This is a genomic window from Exiguobacterium sp. s50 (assembly GCF_018618175.1).
In the GTDB taxonomy this organism is placed as follows: Bacteria; Bacillota; Bacilli; order Exiguobacteriales; family Exiguobacteriaceae; genus Exiguobacterium; species Exiguobacterium chiriqhucha.
In genome coordinates this window covers 381,777-402,655 of sequence record NZ_JACSLP010000002.1, presented here as the reverse complement: position 1 = coordinate 402,655, position 20,879 = coordinate 381,777, and the positions used below count along the sequence as shown (strand labels likewise).

The following is a 20,879-nucleotide window of genomic DNA, read 5'->3' as shown; positions in this document are numbered from 1 at the left end:
TTTTTATATACCTCTACTTTTTATAATCATATTTGTAATTTTTTCAGAAACAACAATATTATTTTTATTCTCTAGAACAAATCGTTGTGCTCTTTCACCCTTTTCTTTCCTTTCATGCTCTGGTAAATTCAATACTTTAGACAATTCGTTAGTAAATGCTTCAATACTATCATTTTCTACATAATGTATGTAAGGATCGTATTCATCTGGAATCCCATCAAGTTTATAAGCAATCAAAGGATTCCCACTCAATAAATATTCCATATTTTTTGACGGGAATGAGTACTTAGTGAATTCTTCGTTATTTTGCCTTGGATTTACTAGGACAGTAGCATTTTTTTGAATTTCAGTTGCGACTGTATTTGAAGTTTGACCCATATATATAATCCTGTCATCTTGCACTGAATAATCTTTGATAGTTTTTACAGCATCTCCAGTACCACAAATTATTAATTCCACATCTTTCATGTCTAATCTAATAAAAGCATTCACAAGATTAATCACCCCAAATTTTTCATTCAAGGTTCCGGTATATACAACGCTTTTTTTATCTTTACGATTATTCTCAGCGAGTGTGCTACCAATATTATCATATTGAAATACGTTATTTTTTGATACAAGTCCTTCTACCACAACATATGGCCGATCATTTACTTTCAAAATCTCCTTCATTTGAGAAGTAAGTAGTACAAAGGAGTCTACATAAGACATAATCTTGTTTAATGTCTTAATATCTATTTTTTTCAAAATATCATAAATTAGAGAACGGTCATTACTTAAATTCATATATTGAGGCAAGTCTGGTACCACAAGACAAATGTGAATAGATGGATCTGCTTTCTTGGCATAAACAGCAGCTTGTAACAAGGGGGTATGAGGCGAATAGACTATAATCACTTTGTCATGCGAACTAGTTTCTGCAAAGACTTTAATTTTATTTTTTAATTGTTTTTGTCTTGAAATGTTTCTATAACCCCATAGATTATTAAATTGAACATAATCACATTTTAACTTGCCTCTATAATCTAAGGTATCTTCCTCAAAAAAAATATCATTATATTGCCGAGGGTATGCACCTATAAACGGAGCAGATAAAGCAAATAAATTTAAATGTGCATCCTCTAGTAATCCATCTATTAAATTCCATTGGAATTTATTTGCGGCATATTGAACCGATCCTTTTGTTTTTTTTAAAATATCATTCTCCATTTTATTATCGAAAAAGCCACCTAGAAATAGCACATCCAAAAGTTTAGCTCCCCTTTCCCTTCTTTATTTCAGTAAAATTTTTTTGTATTTTATTACTGCTCCTACTAAATGTTTCGTGGTGAAATATAATGACTCAAGCGGTTTTAAACCTATAAATCTAAAAACATTATAAGTCATTTTAATACTTTTTATTTTATTTCCAGACTTTGAATTTAGTGCGAGTCTATAGATTAATAAAGGTTCATTTATGCCATAAGCAGCAACATTTTTATTAAGAATTTTCAACCAAACAGCATAATCTTCATGTAAGTCATCTTTTTCCATTTTGACATTTTCAAACAAGCGTTTTTTTACCATTACGGAAGAACAAGATATTACGTTCTGGTTTAATAAACTTTTATAAGTTACAATATCAGGAACTTGAAATATGCCGTTTAGCTTTGTACCTTCTTGATTAATATAAGACGAACCCGTAAATATAAATTCACCGGTATTTTTGATTGCCAGATCAATTTGTTTTTGTAGTTTAGAAGGTTCCCACATATCGTCACTATCTAGAAAGGCTATCCACTCGCCAGAAGCTTTTTCAATTCCTTTATTTCTTGTGGCTGACACTCCTAGATTTTTGATATTTGGTAAAGAGATAATCCGTCTATCTGTCATCTCGATTTTCTGAACTATTTCAAGAGTTTTATCACTAGATCCATCATCAAGAACCAATAGTTCCCATTCTTGATAACTTTGTTTAACTACAGAATCTATTGCATCTTGGATATATTTTTCGCAATTATATGCTGGCATGATTATGCTAACCAAGGCTTTATTTTGTTTCACCGTTACTTCTCCTTTTAAGAAAACAATATCATTTATAAATTTGTATTTTTTTTTACTTTTGCGCGTTTCTCTTCTATTGAAAGTGAAATCGATTTTTCAAATGGCGTTTCTTCAAACTTAATTGGCAAAACAGAAAGGCTCTTGTCCACTTTTAAATCACCAAATACTTTTTTTACAACTGGAATTTTATTCAATACTTTCTTCGGGAAATATATAGGAACAAGAACAAATTTCTCTTTATTCTGTTGTTTAAACTCTTTGTAAATTGAAACTGTAGCAATGTATTTACTGTTTTGAGGAACTATAATTCCAGGAATTTTATTTTTAATTAAAATTAAAAGATAGTGAAATAAATTATCAATAAATATCATGCTTCTCTCATTCTTTAAGTTAAAGAAAATTGGCAACTTTCCAAACAGTTTTATTAGTTTTGAAAAATTACCTGGGCATCTGGGACCATAAACTATCGGAGGCCTTACGATGGATAAAGTGAAATTACAATCTTCTAGTTTTGACAGTTCGTATTCTGCTTCTAGTTTCGATTTTCCATAATCATTTTTAGGTTTCGTTTTTGTTTCCTTATTAATTAAACCACTGTCAAGCCCATAAACGCTTAATGAACTAAAAAATATAAAATGTGGTACTCCGTCATTTTTTACTTTTTTTGCAAAATCTAAAGTTAAATCTCGATTGATTTTGTAATAAAGAAAACTCGGTGCTGATGGTAAATGAACTATTCCAGCTAAATGAATAACTACATCGTATTCATTAAATGTTCGAGTTCTCCACATATTATTTTTCAGACTAATCTTATCAACTTGATAATCAAGATATTGATACTCTTCTATAAATTTTATGAATAAATTCCCAATGTAACTATTTTCACCTGTCACTAAAATTTTTTTCACTTTTCAGTTTCCTTTGTAGGAGCAATTTCTTTTAGCATTTTTCCCGTACCACCCTCTAAAACCCCTTCGCTTTTTACTACACTAAAAATAGTACGTATGAAACATCGAATGTCCATCCAAAGTGATAAATTACGAATATAATACCCATCTAATTTTGCTTTAATCTCTATGGGTAGTTCATCTCTACCATTAATTTGTGCCCATCCTGTTAGTCCTGGAAGAATATCATTAGCATTATATTTTTCACGCTCTTCAATCAAGTCGTATTGATTCCAAAGAGCTGGACGCGGACCAATAATAGCCATCTCACCTTTTAAAATATTGATAATTTGCGGCAACTCATCAAGACTAGTTTTACGAAGAAACTTACCGGTTTTCGTAATGTATCGGTCTGGATCTGTTAATAGGTGTGTTGGCATGTCTTTCGGGGCATCGATTCGCATCGTGCGAAACTTCAAAATGTGGAAGTGTGATCGATGAAGTCCGACACGTTTTTGTTTAAAAAACACCGGCCCTTTTGACTCTAGTTTAATCGCAATCATAATCCCTACAAACAAAGGGGACATAAAAATCAAACCAATTAAAGCAATAACAAAATCTATTTTTTGTTTGTGTTCACTATACTTCATTATTCACACTCCATAATTTAGACTGTTTCTTTTAGTTGATCGTGCTTAACCGAATCGAGACAATCATTTGCCCAGTTGACGAGATATAGACCGAGCGCTTCACTCGTCTTTAACTCGTTCATTCTTGAAAGTTTACCTTCCAAGTCCGATTCTTCGGTAACGATACCTGTGAAAATTTTCGGATAGACTGCCTCAGGATGAACTTCTCCTTCTTTCAACAACTCTTCGAACATCTTTTCTCCAGGTCGAATTCCACTAAACTCAATCGCAATTTGATTTTCAGTAAATCCGCTCAATTTAATCATATTGCGGGCAAGATCAATAATTTTCACAGGCTCACCCATATCAAGAACGAAAACTTCCCCACCGTCCGCAAGGGTTCCAGCTTGAATAACCAAACGACTCGCTTCAGGAATTGTCATAAAGTAACGCGTCATGTCAGGATGTGTCACGGTCACCGGGCCGCCTTTTTCAATTTGCGTTTTGAACAACGGAATAACAGAACCCCGACTCCCTAAAACATTCCCAAAACGGACGATTGCATATTTTGTTTGACTGCTCTTCGCCAAGTTTTGAACGACCATTTCAGCGATACGTTTTGTTGATCCCATAACGTTCGTCGGATTAACGGCTTTATCCGTTGAAATCATGACAAATCGATTAGCACCAAACTCATTTGCCATTTCCGCGACATTTCTCGTGCCGTAGATGTTATTCTTTACTGCTTCATGCGGATTTGCTTCCATTAAAGGGACATGTTTATGCGCTGCTGCATGGAATACTAGATGCGGAGAGTGCTTCATGAAAACTTCACGTAACCGTTCTACATCCTGTACATCGGCAATAACTGGAATCAAGTCAACTTCTAGATTCAACTCACGGAGTTCACGTTCTATTAAATAAATGCTATTCTCTCCGTGACCTAATAGGAGAAGGCGATTTGGACTAAATTTTAAAATTTGGCGGCAAATTTCTGATCCGATTGATCCCCCTGCACCTGTAACGAGGACTGTCTTGCCTTCCACCTCTGATTGAATTCCTGAAATATCAAGTTCAACCGGTTCCCGGCCTAGCAAGTCATCAATTGATACTTGACGCATTTGATTGACTGCGACTTTTCCAGCTGCTACCTCTTCAATCATCGGCAACGTATGAACATTTGTGCAAAGTGCTTTTGCCCGTTTGATAATGGCAAGTCGGTCCTGATAATTCATAGATGGAATAGCAAACACAATTTTATCAATCGCATGACTCTCGACAACATTTTCTAATTGTTCAAGGGTCCCCAATACCCTGACACCATTCACAGTAAGATTTTGAAGATGACGATTATCATCAATGAATCCCACTGGATTCATACGGTGATTATCTGATTGATTAATTTGGCGGACGAGCATCCGGCCAGCTTGACCGGCGCCCACGATCAATGTCCGCTTTTCAGATTTACGACGCTTCATCTTTCTTCCACCTAGGATTAAGCGACGATCCTGTTTCCACGTCACATAAATCCGTGAACCTAAACGAATGCCACCTAAGAGTAGAAGTGATAAACAAAAACTAAGGAATAGCATTCTTTCCATTGCTTCTCCATAAACAGCAAATTGGAGGGCATACAAAGTCAACGTACTCATGATAAGAGTCACAGCTAGACGAATTGCTTCTGACATGCTCGCAAAACGCCATGCGACTCGATAAAGGCGACTAATCCCAGCCATCACGATAAATAGCACACTGTATAGCAAGGCAGATTCTACAAAATGATTGCGATCCACATTTTCAATAAATTCAATTGGATATAAAAAGAAGTACGTGACGAACATTGAAGATAAAATAGCCATAATATCAAGAACCACTAGTACACTTGTTCGAAATGATTTTCGACTTAACTCAGGAATCGACATCTGTTTTCCTCCTTATTTCACTGGATTCAAAGAAGAATGTTCTTCCATCAGTTCTGTCATCATTTTTAATACATCTTCTCGGAGATCGTCTCGCTTCAGTGCAAACTCAAGTGTTGTTTGAATAAACCCTAACTTTTCTCCAACATCATAGCGTTTGCCATTGAATTCGTAAGCGTACACACGCTCTTCTTCATTTAAGCGAGTGATTGCATCTGTCAACTGGATTTCGCCACCCGCACCAGGCACTTGCGTCTCTAAAAATTTAAAAATTTGTGGGGTGAACAAGTAACGACCGAGAATCGCCAAGTTCGAAGGTTCTGTTCCTGGAGCTGGTTTCTCAACAAACGACTCTACTTTATGTAATCCACCTTCAAGCGATACTTGAGGATCAACGATTCCATAACGGTGTGTCACTTCGCGAGACACCGGCTGCACACCGATGATTGAGCTCTCAGTCTTGTTGTATTGTTCAATCAACTGTTTAGTACATGGAGTTTCTGCTTGCACAATATCATCCCCAAGCATAACGATAAATGGCTCGTCTCCAACAAATGCTTTCGCTTGAAGCACAGCGTGGCCAAGACCCATAGGTTTTGACTGACGAATAAAATGAATGTTGATATTAGTCGTCTCTTCAACGAGTTTCAAAAATTCAGATTTACCTTTTTCAATCAAGGTTTGCTCTAACTCTGGAACCGAATCGAAATGATCTTCAATAGCTCGCTTCCCCTTACCTGTCACAATCAAGATATCTTCAATTCCAGATTCTACGGCCTCTTCGATAATGTATTGAATAGTTGGTTTATCAACAATTGGTAACATTTCTTTCGGCATTGCTTTTGTGGCCGGTAAAAAACGTGTACCTAAACCAGCTGCTGGAATGACTGCTTTTTTAACACGTTTTACTGTCATGTACCTCACTCCTTTATGGATAAATATATATTATCTGTCTGATTAATAGAAAAAAGGATGTAACTTACATCCTTTCAAAATTATAAATTAAGGGTATCACTTTAGACCTAATATAAAAACATACGAGGAGTAAAATAAACCTAAAATCGTTCGACAGTTGTCGACAAATGAATCATATTTTTAGATAAATTGTCAATAATTAGTCTTTGATAATAAGTGAATTATTTTTTCCATTTCCCTCGCCAGTTTTTAGTCGGCAATGTTGGAGGATCGATGAATACAAATTCATCCTTCATAATTGCTTCTGCATTGACTAAGTAACTCTCCCACTTGTCTCGACCAAGCTCCTCGCAAACAACCTTTTCAACTTTTGTCCAATAAAATGTTCTGCGCCCTGTACTATGTGCATCTGATGCGATCAAATGACTAAGGCCGTTACGAAGGAAAGCGAATGCAAGATCCTTCACGTTCTGACCGAACTCTCCAGTCAAACTACTCGTCGTGATCTGTGAAAGCGCACCAGACGAGACGAAGTCCATCAACCGCTTTGGGTTGGTTGCGAACTCTTTATTACGCTCAGGATGAGCGATAACTGGCGTGTAGCCTTCTGTTTGAAGCCCGAAGAATAATTGTTCAGCATATGCAGGGACTGAGTCGCTAGGGAATTCAACAAGCACATAACGTGAACCAGCAAGCGATAAGGCTTTGCCTTGTTCTAATGATTCAGCAAGGTCTCCAAAGATTCGGATTTCTTGACCAGTGTATAAATCGAGGTCGATGCCTTCTTGCCGCAAAACATTTTGTAATCTCGTGACAGCATTTGCTACATCGAGCTGGCTTGTGTCAAACTGCGGGTGAAACGCGTGGGGGGTGACCACGATTGCGGTCACCCCTTCACTTACGGCATGTTTCGCCATCTCGACCGCTTGTTCGACTGTTTCCGGACCGTCATCAACGGCCGGCAATAAGTGACAATGGATATCAATCATGGCACGCTCTCCTTTTATTCGTATGCGTAATAGTAATAGTAGTCGTCGCTGCCTTGTGGTTCACGTTTGTTCAACACGACGCCGAGGATATGCGCTTCTGCGAGCGTCAACTGTTCTTTTGCTTTGACGACCATTTGGCGATCTGATTTGTCACAGCCAACCACGAGGACAACCCCATCAACTTTACGGGCTAAGAGACGTGTATCCGCCACTTGCATCATTGGAGGTGCATCTAAAATGATGATGTCATAATTTGATTTTAGTTCTTCTAACACGCGGTCCATCATTTTCGAAGACAACAGCTCTGACGGGTTCGGTGGTATTGGTCCGGCAGCAATTAAATCTAAATTTTCGACTTGAGTCGAGTGCGTCGCTTTTTCGACGGTCGTCTTCTTAGCCAACACTGTTGAAAGACCAATCCCGTTAGAAAGACGGAATGTAAAGTGAGCCGTGGGACGGCGCATGTCACAGTCAACGAGTAAAACACGTTTTCCTTGCTGGGCATAGACGACGGCAAGGTTTGAAGAAGTGGTCGATTTGCCTTCACCTGAAGAAGCAGAAGTGATGACCATCGTTTGTAGGTCGTCATCGACAGCCGTAAACTCTAAATTCGTTCGAATTGTCCGGTATTGTTCCGAAATTGGCGATTTTGGTTTTAGAAGAGTGATTAACTCACGCCCTGTTTTGTCATATTGGATGTGCTTATGTTTCTTTTTCCCGAATTTAAACATGGACTTTTTCACCTTTCACGTTAGCTTGACGTTGTTGACGCATTTCGACTTTATCAATTACTGGAATCGACCCAAGAACAGGGAGTTCTAAAATATTTTCAACGTCTTGCTCTGTTTTAATACGACGGTCCAATACCACTTTAAGGAATGCGATGGCAACTCCAATCATTAAACCAAGAACTGTGGCGATTGCTGTGTTTAATAAGATGTTAGGTTTCACTGGGAACATCGGGACAGACGCGTTTGAAAGGACCTTGACGTTATCCACACTCATCAGTTCTGGAACTTCTTTTGAGAACACATCACTGATTTCGTTAGCGATATCAGTCGCTAGAACAGGGTTTGTATGCTGGACTTTAATATTGATGACCTGGGAATTTTGCTCACTATTGACTGTGATCAAACCACTAATGTTGTCAGGTGCGCCAACCACATTCTCTTGAACCTGCTCTAAAATGGCTGGGCTTTGAATGATGACACGATACGTATTAACGAGTGTCACTGACGATTGAATTTGACTATTGTCCAAAGGCATATTTTCAACCTGCTTTGGAGCAACTAAAACCTGTGTTGACGCTTCGTACGTCGGACTGATCACAAACGAACTAACTAAAAAAGCCATAAGCGCCGCAATGATTGCTAAACTTGCGATGAGCCATTTGCTTCGTTTTAAAATGGAGAACAATTCTCCAAGCGAAATCGTTTCTTCTTTCATATTCGTGTTTTCTCTCCTCTGTTCTCTAAAATCACTACTGGAAAAATTCCGCAGATAATATTTAACAATGCCAATACCAAAACATTATAGCAAAAATCCTCATAGTTGATGACCCATTTTTTAAAATTTGGGTTTTTTGGTATGTAAATCTGATAAACTTTGTTAGGAAGAACTTAACAAAAGGAGGAGACAATAGTGCACGTTAGTGAGCGCCTACTCCAGTTGTACGCAGACACGAATGCGGCAACACGTACAAAACTGCAAGATACCATTAAACAAAATTTAGGGGACGGAAAATCGTTGACCGTGTCCTTCGAAGAATTGACTGGCACGACGGAGTCATCGCTCCCAACCGAAGAAAAATCGGCGTCAGACTTCGCTGCTTGGATTAAAGAGGGGAAGAAAGATGCCACGTTTCTTCCATACTATGTGTCTTTACTCGAGATGCATGAGGATGTGTTGAACAAAGAAGCGACGGTATCTCAATCTGCATCAATTGACAAGACAGTCGTCAAGGGAACACCGATTGTAGACAAGGCATCGGTACCCGCTCCTGAACCAACCGTAGTTGAAACTCCAAAACAGGAAGAACGAGCCACAGCCGCAAAACCGCGTTATACCCCTGAAATTCCAGTTCCCTCACGTGCGGAACGAGCCAAATATCAACGAACAATCGAACCAGCCCGTCCTCTCCGGAAATCCGGCAAATGGATCGGTGTCCTTTTCCTCCTCGCTTTACTCATAGGGGGCGGCTATATCGGGTATCCATATGTAATGGACTTGTTGGAACCAAAACAAGAAGCCAAAGTCGTCGAGGAAACACCGAAGCCGGATCCTGAACCGGTCGTTCAAGAGCCGGAGACAAACTACGTTTGGCTCGCCTTGAAAAACGTTAATCTCGTTTCAGAGCCAAACGGCACGACGGTCACCTATATAGGAGATATCGGCGACCGCTACGAGATTTTAAAGGAACAAGATGAACATGTTGAAGTAAATTTGGATGGGACGACAGCATGGGTTCCGCTCGATTCGGTCACGACCGACTGGCCGACACGCGACTTGACCGATAGCGCCCTACTCGACTGGGTGAACACGAACTTGAACAACGATTGGCTTGGCGAATCGATTCCTGACTTCTTTGCTATGAACGAAGCGGCACTCACGGAGACGATCGGCGCGCCTTACGGTCGTGAGACGGACGCGTTGAACGCCTATGCGTTCTATAACGGCGGGTTCTTCGTCATTCAAGACGACAAAGTACACGCCATTGATTGGACGAACACACAAACGACACGCGAAGCATTCGGTCCGCTCGGCGAACCCGTCCTCGAGACGGACGATGCAGTAGTTTACGAGAGTGAGACGTATTCACTCCGCTTATTTGAAGGCACAAACGGACAGACCCGGGTGCGCTTAACTGAGAAGTAATCGATAGAGGAATTTTGGAAGGGGACATTCATATGAACACGATTCTTGTCACAGGCGGTGCCGGTTATATCGGTACCCATACTGTCTTACAGTTGCTTGAAACCGATCACGACGTCATCGTTCTGGACAACTTATCGAATAGCCGCCGCGAGGCGCTCGATCGCGTCGAAGCACTGACCGGGAAATCGGTCACGTTCTATCTCGGCGACATCCTCGACCGCGAACTGCTCGAACAAATCTTTTTGACACATACGATTGACGCCGTCATCCACTTCGCCGGGCTGAAAGCCGTCGGCGAGTCGGTATCAGAGCCGCTCCGCTACTATGAAAACAACGTCGTCGGCACGACCGTCCTCCTCGAAGTGATGAACGCGTTCGACGTGAAACGAATCGTCTTCAGCTCGTCGGCGACCGTGTACGGCATGCCGGAACGGACACCGATCGACGAGTCGTTCCCGCTCAGCGCGACGAATCCGTACGGTCGGACAAAACTGATGATTGAAGACATCATGCGCGACCTCGCCGTTGCCGACCCATCATGGAGTATCGCACTCCTACGTTACTTCAACCCGATCGGTGCCCATGAGTCGGGGCAAATCGGTGAAGACCCGTTCGATATCCCGAACAACTTGATGCCATACATCACGCAAGTCGCCGTCGGTCGCTTGAACGAATTGAGCGTGTTCGGTGACGATTACGACACACCAGACGGGACTGGCGTTCGTGACTATATCCACGTCGTCGACTTGGCCGAGGGTCACTTGAAGGCGCTCGAATACGTCATGGACCACACCGGTGCCGAGGCCTTCAACTTAGGGACTGGGACTGGCTATAGTGTCCTCGACCTCGTCCATGCATTCGAGACCGAGAGTGGAAAAGCTGTTCCATACCAAGTGACCCCACGCCGTCCGGGCGACATCGCCATGTGCTTTGCTGACCCATCGAAGTCGAAACGTGTGCTCGGCTGGGAAGTGAAACACGACGTCCGTGCCATGTGCCGCGACGCTTGGAACTGGCAATCGAAAAATCCGAATGGTTACCGGACATAAGAAAAACCCCTTACCGAAGAACATCACTGTTCTTCGGTAAGGGGTTTTGTCATGTCGACTTCAATGATTTCTGGTTCTTTACCCGGTGTGACGAGCACTCCGAAGTCGAGAACGGCGATCACGATGGCGATGCCAGCGAGTGCCCACGCTGCGTCGAACGTGAACTCGCCGACGATTAATCCGAACAAGACGAACGCTGCGAACATCAAGTAGTAAAACTTGCGCCAAATCGTCCGGTGCTCGATTGCAAACTCACGGTCCCACATATAGAAAAATACGAAGCCCGCTAATGCGATGAACAACGTCGCGAACATCCAATACGAAAATGAATGGAACGTAAGGCTTAAGAAATGCATGAATAGTGACTGATTCATCGGAATTCGCTCCTTAGGTGTATGTAGGATTTTGTCATGGAAATTCCTTCTATATCCATTCTCCTACCAAATGAATCATGAGTCAATACACCTAAATCACACAATTTAAATTTGAATCAAAAGTCCTATTCAGATTTCACCCAAACAAACCCATACGCATCGAGGTCAATCGTCTCGACCGGCTCACCTGTGAACAGATTCATCCCGCTCGTCCGCACGGTCACCGGCTCATTACTGACGTTCGTATACAACATGAGTGTCTCTCCTTCACTCTTCCGTTCGACCGTGAAGACGCGTTTGTCGGACGTGTCGATGCGCTGCTCGGCGTAAGGTGAGAACGCCGAGCGTGTCCGTTTGACGTTCAATTGGCTGATGATGCCAGAGAATACCTGCAAGCGATACGGATCGGTCTTCAGCTCTTGAATCAACGCGTCATGGTCAACCGGTGTCTGGACACCGAGTAGCGTCCGGTAATCAACGGTCGGTATGCCTTGGAGCGAGAACAAGATGCTGTGAGCCGCGAGAATCATGTCGACGCTCGGATCGATCAAGTTCTTCTCGAACGGGTCGCGTTCGTGGATCGACAAGAAGTTGAAGTACGTCTTTCCTTCTCCTGGCGCCTCGATTCGATTCGCCCAGTCGGACAACTTCTTGGCATCTCCTTGCGCGAAGGCCAGCATCGTGTGCGACGCAAGATCGAAGTGACAAATCGCATCGGCGACGCTGACGTATGAGCCCAGTGCTTGGACGTCTCCTTCATAAGCGAGAATCAATTGTCCATGCGGTTTATAGTGATGGAGCACCGCGTTCCACAGTTCGATGACGCGTTGGATGCTCTCTTCCGGCATGCCGCGGAACGACTGGACGTGGACGCGCAGCTTCGTCGCGCCTTGAGCGAGCCGCTCGATGAAGGCGTCCGTCTCCTCGAGCAGATTGAACTGTAACTCGTTATAGACGTCGGGCTCGGTATCGTACATGAGCTCGAACTCGTGCTTGAAGCGTCCGAGATCCTCATATAACCGGATGCGCGGATTGATGGCCGTATCGGTCGGCTTGGCCGGATATGGGAACAGCGAGACAAGATATAAGTCGCTGATCGACGCCTGGACGTGTTCCTTCAACAGGTCATGGAGCGCGTCCAAGTCCGGACTCCCATCCTTCGTGACGGCGTTCGCGTCCATCATGAGCACGCTCGTCTTTTCGCTCACACCTTCCCCGTCGTGCCAATGATGACCGTCCCACTTGGCGAACAGCTCCTGCCAGTCCTCCGATGTATGGTCGTCCTCTAATCGATTGATGATCGGTTCAACAGTTTCCCAAAGCATGTGATCCCTCCTCAGTGTCTCTTTATCACTCCCACCGATAAACGATTTTCAAACGCAAAAAAAACCATCCCATGAGGAATGGCTTAGTTCATCAAGCGTTGCAGCTCGGCTTGGACGTCGGCGAGCGAGGCCGAATCCGGATTCCAGTAATAGATGCCGTCCGACTCGAGACCACCTGAGCCTTCGATGCGGAGCGTACTGGCGTTACGGAACGCCTTCATATAGTCTGTCGACAACGTCACGAGCTCATTGAACTCGATGTTCGTCTTGGCCCGGTTGCCGGCGACGTCGAGCAGCTTCGTCACTTTGTCGACCGAGAAATCAGAACGTCCCTTCTCGACGATAGCCGCGACGACTGCGCGTTGCCGCTCTTGGCGACCGAAGTCCCCGTTCGGATCGTCATAACGCATGCGGGCGTATGACAATGCCGAGGCGCCGTTCAAATCGACCTGTCCGACCGGATACGAGTAGCCGTCCGATGAGAACGCGAAGTTGTTCGTCACCGTGATGCCGCCGAGTGCGTCGACGACCTCGGTGAACGCCTCCATGTCCGCCTCGACGACGTAATCGATTGGGATATCGAGTAATCCTTCGACCGTGTTCATCGCCATCTCGGCCCCACCAAACGCGTAGGCATGGTTGATTTTATCGTTCACGCCTTTGCCAACGATTTCGGTCTTCGTATCGCGCGGGATGCTGAGCATCGCCCCTTCGTCCGTCGTCGGGTTGAGCGTCATGACGATGATTGAATCGCTCCGTCCCTGCTCCCCGTCACGGCGGTCAATCCCGAGTAATAACACCGATACCGATTCCTTCTGTTCAATCGTCTCGACTTGTTTCCGTTCCGGACTGATTTCGAGATTGTCGTTCACTTTCGTCACCGTCTCGTTGACGTCTCGGTACATCGACCAGACGAACAAGCCCCCGGCGACGAGGAAAATCGTCAGGACGCCGAGCGTGATCGCCAACACCTTTTTCCAGCGTGATTTCTTCTTATGTCTCGCCATGCGTGCACCTGCTTTCAAAATCGTTAGATATGGATATAATTCCCGCTTCACGTGTTGTATTATAGCACGTTGTCAAAAAATGCTAACCATATCTTTTCAATTTTTATGGGAAATGCGTCTTATAACGCGTGCGTCGCATGTGGTATGGCCAGGCCGCATTGATTTCAGCACCGAGCAACATCGTCGCCGCCGTCAAGTAGAGCCAGATTTGCAGCAAGATGACGATGCCGATTGTCCCGTACGTATCGCCGAACATCGAGAACTGGTCGACGTAGATGCTATAGCCCGTCGACAGCATCTGCCAGGAGATCACGGCGAAGATGGCACCCGGGAGCGTCTCGATGAAGCGGACGCGTTGCTGTGGGGCAATCTTATAGAACATGGAGAACGCGAAGATGAGGATGACCGTCGACACCGTATACCGGGTGAGTGTCGCTAATCGGTCGAAGTCCTCGAGCTGTGGGAACCACGTATACATGAGCTCGACGAACTCACGGCCAAAGATATGGAAAACAATCAAGATGACGGCACCGACGCTGAAGGCGAGGAGCGTCAGCAACCCAATCAACCGACGGACGACGTAGCTCCGCGCTTCCGTCTCCCCGTAGGCGAACACGGTCAGCTTGACGAGGCGGGCCGTCCCGTTCGACGCTGACCAGACGGCGATGATGGCCCCAATCGAGACGAGGCCGGCGTTGATGTTGCCGCTGACATCATAGACGATCGAAAGCATGTCACGCACACTCGAGCCCGGGATGAGAATCTCGATCTGTTCGATCAACAAGGCGTCGTCGATGCCGAACCACGCCATGACGGCGAACAAGAGGACGAATGTCGGGAAGATGGCGAGAAACCAAAAGAAGGCGAGCGTCGCGCTATAGTCGTTGATATGATGGTCCTTGAACCGATGGCGGACGTCGATGACGAGGCGGATCAGGCGGTCGAGCACTCGGGTCACTCCTTTTCTATTTATTATCGCACATATTAAAACGCCCCATCCGAATTTTGGATGAGGCGAACCGTCACTGTTCCATCAATTGTCCGAGATACGACTTCACGTCTTCGAGTGAAGTGGCGTCCGGATTCCAGTAATAGATGCCGTCGCTTTCTTTCCCGCCCGTTCCTTCGAGGCGAAGGACGTCCTGGTTTTTGAAAGCAGCCATATAGTCGCTCGAGAGCGTCCGGATGTCTTTGAACGTCATGTTCGTCTTGGCATTGTTGCCGAGCACGTCGAGCATGTTGTTGAATTTCGAGATTGAGAAGTCGTCTTTGCCTTTATTGACGAGCGCCGTGATAACGTCACGTTGGCGCTCCTGGCGACCGAAATCTCCGCTCGGGTCATCATAGCGCATGCGCGTGTAAGCGAGCGCCTCTGAACCGTTGAGCGTGAGTGCGCCCGGTTCGAACGTGTGCTCACCTGACGTGAACGCCAAGTTGTTCGTCACGTTGACGCCACCAAGCAGGTCGACCGTGTCTTGGAAGCCCTTCATGTCGACTTCAGCCACGTAATCGATTGGGATGTCGAGCAAGTTCTCGACCGTGTCGAGTGCCATCTCGGCTCCACCGAACGCGTAAGCGTGATTGATCTTATCAGACGTCTCTTTGCCGACGATTTCCGTCTTCGTGTCACGCGGGATGCTGAGCATCGCGCTTTGATCCGTGTTCGGATTGAGCGTCATGACGATAATCGAGTCGCTGCGCCCTTGCTCGTCGGCATGACGATCGACACCGAGGAGAAGGACCGAGATCGGCTTCTTGTCCTTGATGGCTTCTGTCGTCATACGTTCTGGGCTAAGGCCCGTCGACTCGTTCAACCGTTCGACGGTCGAATCGACTTGATTATATAGATATGTAGCTACCCCGACTCCGATGAGCAGGAACAACCCTACTACGATTCCCGCGATGATCGCGATGCGTTTAGCGGGCGAACTCTTTCTACGGCGTTTCTTGACTCTCTTTTTCTTTTGCTCTTCCATGACATAACACCTTTCCTCGAACCCTTGAATGAAATAGACCAGGTTTTAGTTTAGCACGCAAAACATTGCGGCTTTTTAAATTATTTGTAAAAAAGGTAAATGATTGCCGAATGATGTCGAAATATTCGTTCGTTTTTAAGTATCGGATTTCCCTCATCAAAAGTTTAGGGTTTCGTCGACATTCCTTTGTAAGAGTACCACGCTTCTGTAAAGGTGAAACCGTTATCACATTTCAGTCATACGCATAAGGTCCTGCTTTTGGATTAGGACCTGTATGAAATCGTGTCAATATTTAGTCGAATGTGCTGTTTTTTAGGTATGTTTCCTTATATTCAAAAACCTTTATGGGACAAATGGATGATTTTTTGTAATAATTGTATTGTTCGTAATGAAAATGTAAATTTAAATCCATTCATTGGTTGGAGGAATCGGCAGATGCGTTATGTCGTCACGTGCTTTTTAGAGAAAGAAGAGCCTTGTTCGTTCATCGTGTACGGGGGGTCAAAACATGAGGCTGCGTTCACGTTTGAGAAAACGTTGAAAGAGGCGAGCCCGCTCAATGACTATGTCGAATTGAGTGACGGCAAGCAAGTGAAGGTCGGTTCGATTCTCGCCTATCGAATCGATGACATCCCGCCCCTCTTTTGAAGTCCATCCATATCGGGTAACTCTTATAAGGAAACCAAATCAACGAATGGGGTGAACCGATATGGAATTAGGGATGATCGGACTTGGGAAGATGGGGTTGAACTTGGCGCTCAATTTAACGGACGGCGGGCACCGCGTCCTCGGCTACGACCCGGGCAATGTGTCGACGAGTCAGTTCGAGACGAAACAGTCACTCGAAGAAGTCGTCGACGGGCTCAAAGCGCCGCGCGTCGTCTGGGTGATGGTGCCCGCCGGTGACGTGACCGAGCATGTCTTGAACGACCTACATGCATTGTTGTCACCTGGGGATATCGTCATCGACGGCGGCAACTCGAACTATAAGGAATCGATGCGGCGGGCCGAGCACTTCAAGGACAAGCTCATCTACTTCTTTGACGTCGGGACGAGTGGCGGCATGGAAGGGGCACGACACGGCGCCTGCACGATGATCGGCGGAGATTTGGAGGCGTTCGGCAAAATCGAGGAACTTTTCCACGACGTGTCGACGGACAACGGCTATTTGTACGCCGGACCGAGTGGCAGTGGCCACTTCTTGAAGATGATTCATAACGGTATCGAGTATGGGATGATGCAAGCCATCGCCGAAGGGTTCGAGATTCTCGAGAAGAGCCCGTTCGAGTATGACCACGAGCAAGTCGCCCGCGTCTGGAATCACGGCTCGGTCGTCCGCTCGTGGCTGATGGAACTGACCGAGAGCGCGTTCCATAAAGATGCGAAGCTCGACGAGATTAAAGGGGTCATGCATGCGTCGGGTGAAGGCAAATGGACGGTCGAGACGGCGCTCGAGTACGGGGTGCCGGCACCGGTCATCGCCATGTCGCTCATGATGCGGCAGCGCTCGCTCGAAGAGGACACGTTCTCCGGGAAAGTCGTCGCTGCGTTGCGGAATGAATTTGGTGGGCATGCGGTGGAGAAAAAGTAAGGATTAGCGTCAACCCGAAGCTGGTTGACGTTTTTTATATGTCTAAGTTTGTCAACGTCCACCCATAACCTTTTTTTACGAGGCAGTTTACCTCATAATGGATATAATAAAATAAACTATTTCATTGAAGCGAGGCGATTGGATGTCAAATGCATGGGATTCAAGTTATAAGGTACGCGCAGTGTTAGATGAACAAAAACAATATCGATACCTATTTGAGTGTACGTGGGGTTTAAAAGAGCGTTACGTCACATTCATCATGTTAAATCCGAGTGTTGGAAATCAAGACCGACCTGATCCGACTTTAAAACGCTGTATCAATTTTGCTAAGGATTGGGGATATGACGGCATTAGGGTCGTTAATTTGTTTGCGGGGATTTCCACTAAGCCTCAGAACTTAAGTTCCATGCCTGATCCAATCGGTCCAGAAAATGATTACTATATCTCAACATATACAAAGGACTCAGAAATGGTCGTCCTCGCCTGGGGTCAAGCTATCACATCAAACCTTGCCCGTAGCCGTATGGAGGAAACACTATTCTTATTGCGCGACAAACCTCTATACTGTCTTGCTAAAACGAATTGTGGCACTTATCCAAAACATCCTCTGTTTTTAAGAAGAGACTTAACCCCTATCCCTTTTGTTAATCATTGAACATCCGTATTATTATTCTGCAGACCTTACTCATCTTGTTGTCTAAAACCGATTTTTTAAAGTCGGTTTTTTATTGTAGTATTTGTCACTCTTGCTCTTCATCAAAGAAACGTTGGTACCGATGGAAATCGCGTACATTTTTCCCTACAAATGTACTAATTTTTGTAAAACTCTTTTCGTTTCAGCAGACGTATGATGAAAGAGCAGCATATCTTGTGACACAGAAGGAGCCGGCATGATGCGTAAACTTCACGACTATAACGTCTACATCCCGAAAGAGCTTTATGAGCCAGGAGACAGGCCCGTGTTCCGGAGACGGAATCATAACTGGCAGGACATGGAGGCATGCTTTGACAAACTCGTCGCCCAAGCGTTCTATGCGTTCGAGCATGGCGGGTACTTCTTATGTGAGGCATACGCTCTGGTCCACACCCGCATTCACATGCTCAAGCTGAAACGAACGTGTGAGGATGGCCGCGGCGTCGAGATGCACGTGACTTATTTGCATGAAATGAAAGATATCTACGTCATGTTTTATATTGACGGTGTAGCGACCCGGGCGCGAACGGCCTGGCTGTCGAACGGGATTCTGATTCTCCAGCCGGACTCGTATTCGAATTGGCTCCACTTTGAACCATGCTGGGTCGGGGATCATTTCATCGACGACATCTCGATTTTATTGCTGAAAGAGTTCCGCAAGGTCGAGCTCCGAGCAAGGTTCTAATGTGAACAGCCCCTAGATGTCTAGGGGCTGTCGCGCTGTCCGTCACTCCATGACGTTGCCTTCCGCCGGGATTGGCGTCTGCTTCAATAGGTTCGCGAAATGGTAGAGGTTGTACGCCATGACGCGACCGTTCTTTCTCGTGAAGGCGTTGTCGCGACCGGCCTCGATATAGGAGTCACCCGGACCGGCCTCGCCGACCCAATACGTGTCGACGTTCGGCGGGACAGTGAAGCCGATATGGGATAGCCCGTACAAGATGGACGCACAGGCATGTTTCGCCCCGTCCTCGTTCCCTGTCACGACGACACCGCCGACTTTGTTGTAATAGATGGCCTGGCCTTTATCGTTCGTTAAGGCGCTTCCTCCGTATAGCCGCTCGATGACTTGCGTCGCGACGCTGCTCTTCTCACCGAGCCAAAGCGGTGTCCCGATGATGATGATATCGGCCGCCTTCACTTTCTCGAAAATTTGCGGCCACTCGTCACCGCCCCCTTCATCTTCTGTTACTCCGAACGCGACGTTGTAGTCGACGACACGGACAATCTCCGAGTCGACCCCGAGTTTGTCGAAGTGCGGGATGATATCTTTCATGAGCCCTTCCGTGTGCGAGGTCGTACCCTCGCCTTTCAATGAGCAGTTCAAGAATAAGGCTTTCATCGAATCCCTCCTTAGATGATCAACAGTTAGGTGTTCCCGGTGAGTAGGAAGCTTAATCTTGTCGACATGCCTGCCTTCACATGGGAAAATTAGGATAAACTAGCTGCAGGAGGCTTTGCTAATGACACGCTTCATCCATATTGCCGATTTACATCATGCAAGACATACTGGGAACGCCATCACCGCCGAACGGACGAGTTTTGACATTCAAGCCGATAAGCTCGCCCAGCTAGCGGAAGTCATTCGCCGAGAAAACATCAAGGCGGTGCTCATCGCCGGCGACATCGAAGTGAGCGACCCCGAAGATTTCGTCCCGTATTTGAAGACGTGGACTGCTCTCGGTGCATCCGTCTATTTGGTATATGGGGACCATGATCTCAATCGGCTCGCTTACGACGACTGTTGGCGTCAGATTGAGCACGTACATAGCTTCCTTCACCCGGGTTATCTCTACGATGAAACGCTAGGAGCCGGAATTTATGGATTAAGCTGTGAAACGAACCAAGCCGGACTGAAGGAACAATTCGCGCTTACCCCGGTCCGGGACGACCCGTATCCGAACATTTTTCTCAGCCATGGAGACCGAAAACAGTTCTTCACATCTGTCGTCACCGAACTCGGATTCAATTATTATGCCCTCGGCCACCATCATCGCTATGAATCGATCCATCGAGGTGAAGCCAATCTCGTCTATCCCGGTCACATCTTCTCCGTCTGGGACGGATGCGGCAAGGCGTGGTCGACCGGTTATATCATCGGCGAAGTCACGCCTTCTGGTATCACCCACGAGTTCCGCACGTTCGAAGGACCGGAGACGCGACGAATCAGTTTCAACTCGTTTCTCCGAGACGGCTCGCGCCTCTTGCTCACGCGCGACAATCTCGAGGGCCCGTCGGAACAATGGATTGAAGAGGACGAAACGCTGTTGCGCAAGCTCATCCGCTCCACGTTGGCCGCCTATCCCGATGACTACTTCGTCACACCGAGCCAATCGAAAGGTTACCCGACACGACGCCTCTCGATGACCGGAAGATTGCTGCTTGAAGATGACAATCGATTCGAAGAATTTTTCGCCCGTAGCTTCAAAGCGACGAAGACGACCCAATAAAAATGACCCCCGATGGTTCCATCGGGGGTCATTTTACAAACGTACGTTCGTTTTATGGTACAACGCAAACAAGCGCCTATATATTCGCTTTTTCTATTTTTAGCTTAGCAAATCCCGCAACATAAGTCTATTCTTTCTCAGCTAGACTCCCTAAAGT

Annotated in this window: 22 protein-coding genes; 7 read left to right on the top strand and 15 right to left on the bottom strand. The window is 45.6% G+C overall.

Annotated features, from left to right (window positions below; genetic code table 11):
• Window positions 1-3: 3 nt before the first annotated feature.
• The 9 genes from KNP68_RS04455 to KNP68_RS04415 all read right to left on the bottom strand — a co-directional run bounded on the left by KNP68_RS04455 (window position 4) and on the right by KNP68_RS04415 (window position 8,828).
• Window positions 4-1,242, bottom strand: a complete 1,239-nt coding sequence (locus tag KNP68_RS04455) for a glycosyltransferase (protein WP_371819327.1) — start codon at window positions 1,240-1,242, stop codon at window positions 4-6.
• A 30-nt stretch (window positions 1,243-1,272) separates the two neighbouring features.
• Complete coding sequence (locus KNP68_RS04450) at window positions 1,273-2,043, bottom strand: glycosyltransferase family 2 protein (protein ID WP_371819326.1); 771 nt, start codon at window positions 2,041-2,043, stop codon at window positions 1,273-1,275.
• A 32-nt stretch (window positions 2,044-2,075) separates the two neighbouring features.
• Window positions 2,076-2,951: an NAD-dependent epimerase/dehydratase family protein gene (locus tag KNP68_RS04445; protein WP_214798847.1), complete on the bottom strand. Its 876-nt coding sequence runs from the start codon at window positions 2,949-2,951 to the stop codon at window positions 2,076-2,078.
• Window positions 2,948-3,580, bottom strand: coding sequence for a sugar transferase (locus KNP68_RS04440; RefSeq protein ID WP_214798844.1), 633 nt, complete (start codon window positions 3,578-3,580; stop codon window positions 2,948-2,950). Before KNP68_RS04440 ends, KNP68_RS04445 begins: the two co-directional genes overlap by 4 nt.
• Before the next feature lie 17 nt (window positions 3,581-3,597).
• Entirely contained in the window at window positions 3,598-5,481 is a 1,884-nt protein-coding gene (locus tag KNP68_RS04435; protein WP_214798841.1) for a polysaccharide biosynthesis protein, read from the bottom strand.
• A 12-nt stretch (window positions 5,482-5,493) separates the two neighbouring features.
• Window positions 5,494-6,393, bottom strand: a complete 900-nt coding sequence (galU, locus tag KNP68_RS04430) for a UTP--glucose-1-phosphate uridylyltransferase GalU (RefSeq protein ID WP_214798838.1) — start codon at window positions 6,391-6,393, stop codon at window positions 5,494-5,496.
• Between the two features lie 221 nt (window positions 6,394-6,614).
• Window positions 6,615-7,382, bottom strand: a complete 768-nt coding sequence (locus KNP68_RS04425; protein WP_214798835.1) for a tyrosine-protein phosphatase — start codon at window positions 7,380-7,382, stop codon at window positions 6,615-6,617.
• A 14-nt stretch (window positions 7,383-7,396) separates the two neighbouring features.
• Window positions 7,397-8,113, bottom strand: coding sequence for a CpsD/CapB family tyrosine-protein kinase (locus KNP68_RS04420; protein ID WP_214798832.1), 717 nt, complete (start codon window positions 8,111-8,113; stop codon window positions 7,397-7,399).
• Entirely contained in the window at window positions 8,106-8,828 is a 723-nt protein-coding gene (locus KNP68_RS04415) for a YveK family protein (protein ID WP_214798829.1), read from the bottom strand. Before KNP68_RS04415 ends, KNP68_RS04420 begins: the two co-directional genes overlap by 8 nt.
• A gap of 195 nt (window positions 8,829-9,023) precedes the next feature.
• Between KNP68_RS04415 and KNP68_RS04410 the strand changes: the two genes are divergently transcribed.
• Both KNP68_RS04410 and galE read left to right on the top strand, forming a co-directional pair.
• Complete coding sequence (locus KNP68_RS04410; RefSeq protein ID WP_214798826.1) at window positions 9,024-10,256, top strand: flagellar basal body-associated FliL family protein; 1,233 nt, start codon at window positions 9,024-9,026, stop codon at window positions 10,254-10,256.
• 32 nt (window positions 10,257-10,288) lie between these two features.
• A complete protein-coding gene (gene galE, locus KNP68_RS04405) occupies window positions 10,289-11,305 on the top strand; it encodes a UDP-glucose 4-epimerase GalE (protein WP_214798824.1) in 1,017 nt (338 codons plus the stop codon).
• Between the two features lie 23 nt (window positions 11,306-11,328).
• Here galE and KNP68_RS04400 read toward each other — a convergent pair whose 3' ends face one another.
• The 5 genes from KNP68_RS04400 to KNP68_RS04380 all read right to left on the bottom strand — a co-directional run bounded on the left by KNP68_RS04400 (window position 11,329) and on the right by KNP68_RS04380 (window position 15,987).
• Window positions 11,329-11,679: a hypothetical protein gene (locus KNP68_RS04400; protein WP_214798822.1), complete on the bottom strand. Its 351-nt coding sequence runs from the start codon at window positions 11,677-11,679 to the stop codon at window positions 11,329-11,331.
• A gap of 125 nt (window positions 11,680-11,804) precedes the next feature.
• On the bottom strand, window positions 11,805-13,004 hold the full coding sequence (locus KNP68_RS04395) for an alpha-amylase family glycosyl hydrolase (RefSeq protein ID WP_214798819.1): 1,200 nt from the start codon (window positions 13,002-13,004) through the stop codon (window positions 11,805-11,807).
• A gap of 83 nt (window positions 13,005-13,087) precedes the next feature.
• Window positions 13,088-14,011: an LCP family glycopolymer transferase gene (locus tag KNP68_RS04390; protein WP_214798816.1), complete on the bottom strand. Its 924-nt coding sequence runs from the start codon at window positions 14,009-14,011 to the stop codon at window positions 13,088-13,090.
• Window positions 14,012-14,114: 103 nt separating this feature from the next.
• Complete coding sequence (locus KNP68_RS04385) at window positions 14,115-14,960, bottom strand: YihY/virulence factor BrkB family protein (RefSeq protein ID WP_214798813.1); 846 nt, start codon at window positions 14,958-14,960, stop codon at window positions 14,115-14,117.
• Between the two features lie 73 nt (window positions 14,961-15,033).
• Complete coding sequence (locus tag KNP68_RS04380; RefSeq protein WP_214798810.1) at window positions 15,034-15,987, bottom strand: LCP family glycopolymer transferase; 954 nt, start codon at window positions 15,985-15,987, stop codon at window positions 15,034-15,036.
• 435 nt (window positions 15,988-16,422) lie between these two features.
• Here KNP68_RS04380 and KNP68_RS04375 point away from each other — a divergent pair, with 435 nt between their 5' ends.
• From KNP68_RS04375 to KNP68_RS04360, 4 genes are all read left to right on the top strand, one after another.
• On the top strand, window positions 16,423-16,635 hold the full coding sequence (locus KNP68_RS04375) for a hypothetical protein (RefSeq protein WP_029594793.1): 213 nt from the start codon (window positions 16,423-16,425) through the stop codon (window positions 16,633-16,635).
• Between the two features lie 61 nt (window positions 16,636-16,696).
• Window positions 16,697-17,578: a phosphogluconate dehydrogenase (NAD(+)-dependent, decarboxylating) gene (gnd, locus tag KNP68_RS04370; protein WP_214798807.1), complete on the top strand. Its 882-nt coding sequence runs from the start codon at window positions 16,697-16,699 to the stop codon at window positions 17,576-17,578.
• A 142-nt stretch (window positions 17,579-17,720) separates the two neighbouring features.
• The gene (locus KNP68_RS04365) at window positions 17,721-18,233 is read left to right on the top strand and encodes a DUF1643 domain-containing protein (RefSeq protein ID WP_214751264.1); all 513 of its coding nucleotides are present in this window, start codon (window positions 17,721-17,723) and stop codon (window positions 18,231-18,233) included.
• Between the two features lie 238 nt (window positions 18,234-18,471).
• Window positions 18,472-18,957 (top strand): hypothetical protein, encoded by a 486-nt coding sequence (locus KNP68_RS04360; protein ID WP_214798804.1) that lies wholly within the window; start codon window positions 18,472-18,474, stop codon window positions 18,955-18,957.
• A gap of 42 nt (window positions 18,958-18,999) precedes the next feature.
• Here KNP68_RS04360 and KNP68_RS04355 read toward each other — a convergent pair whose 3' ends face one another.
• Complete coding sequence (locus KNP68_RS04355; RefSeq protein ID WP_214798801.1) at window positions 19,000-19,614, bottom strand: flavodoxin family protein; 615 nt, start codon at window positions 19,612-19,614, stop codon at window positions 19,000-19,002.
• A 121-nt stretch (window positions 19,615-19,735) separates the two neighbouring features.
• Between KNP68_RS04355 and KNP68_RS04350 the strand changes: the two genes are divergently transcribed.
• A complete protein-coding gene (locus KNP68_RS04350) occupies window positions 19,736-20,722 on the top strand; it encodes a metallophosphoesterase family protein (protein WP_214798798.1) in 987 nt (328 codons plus the stop codon).
• The last annotated feature ends 157 nt before the right edge of the window (window positions 20,723-20,879 follow it).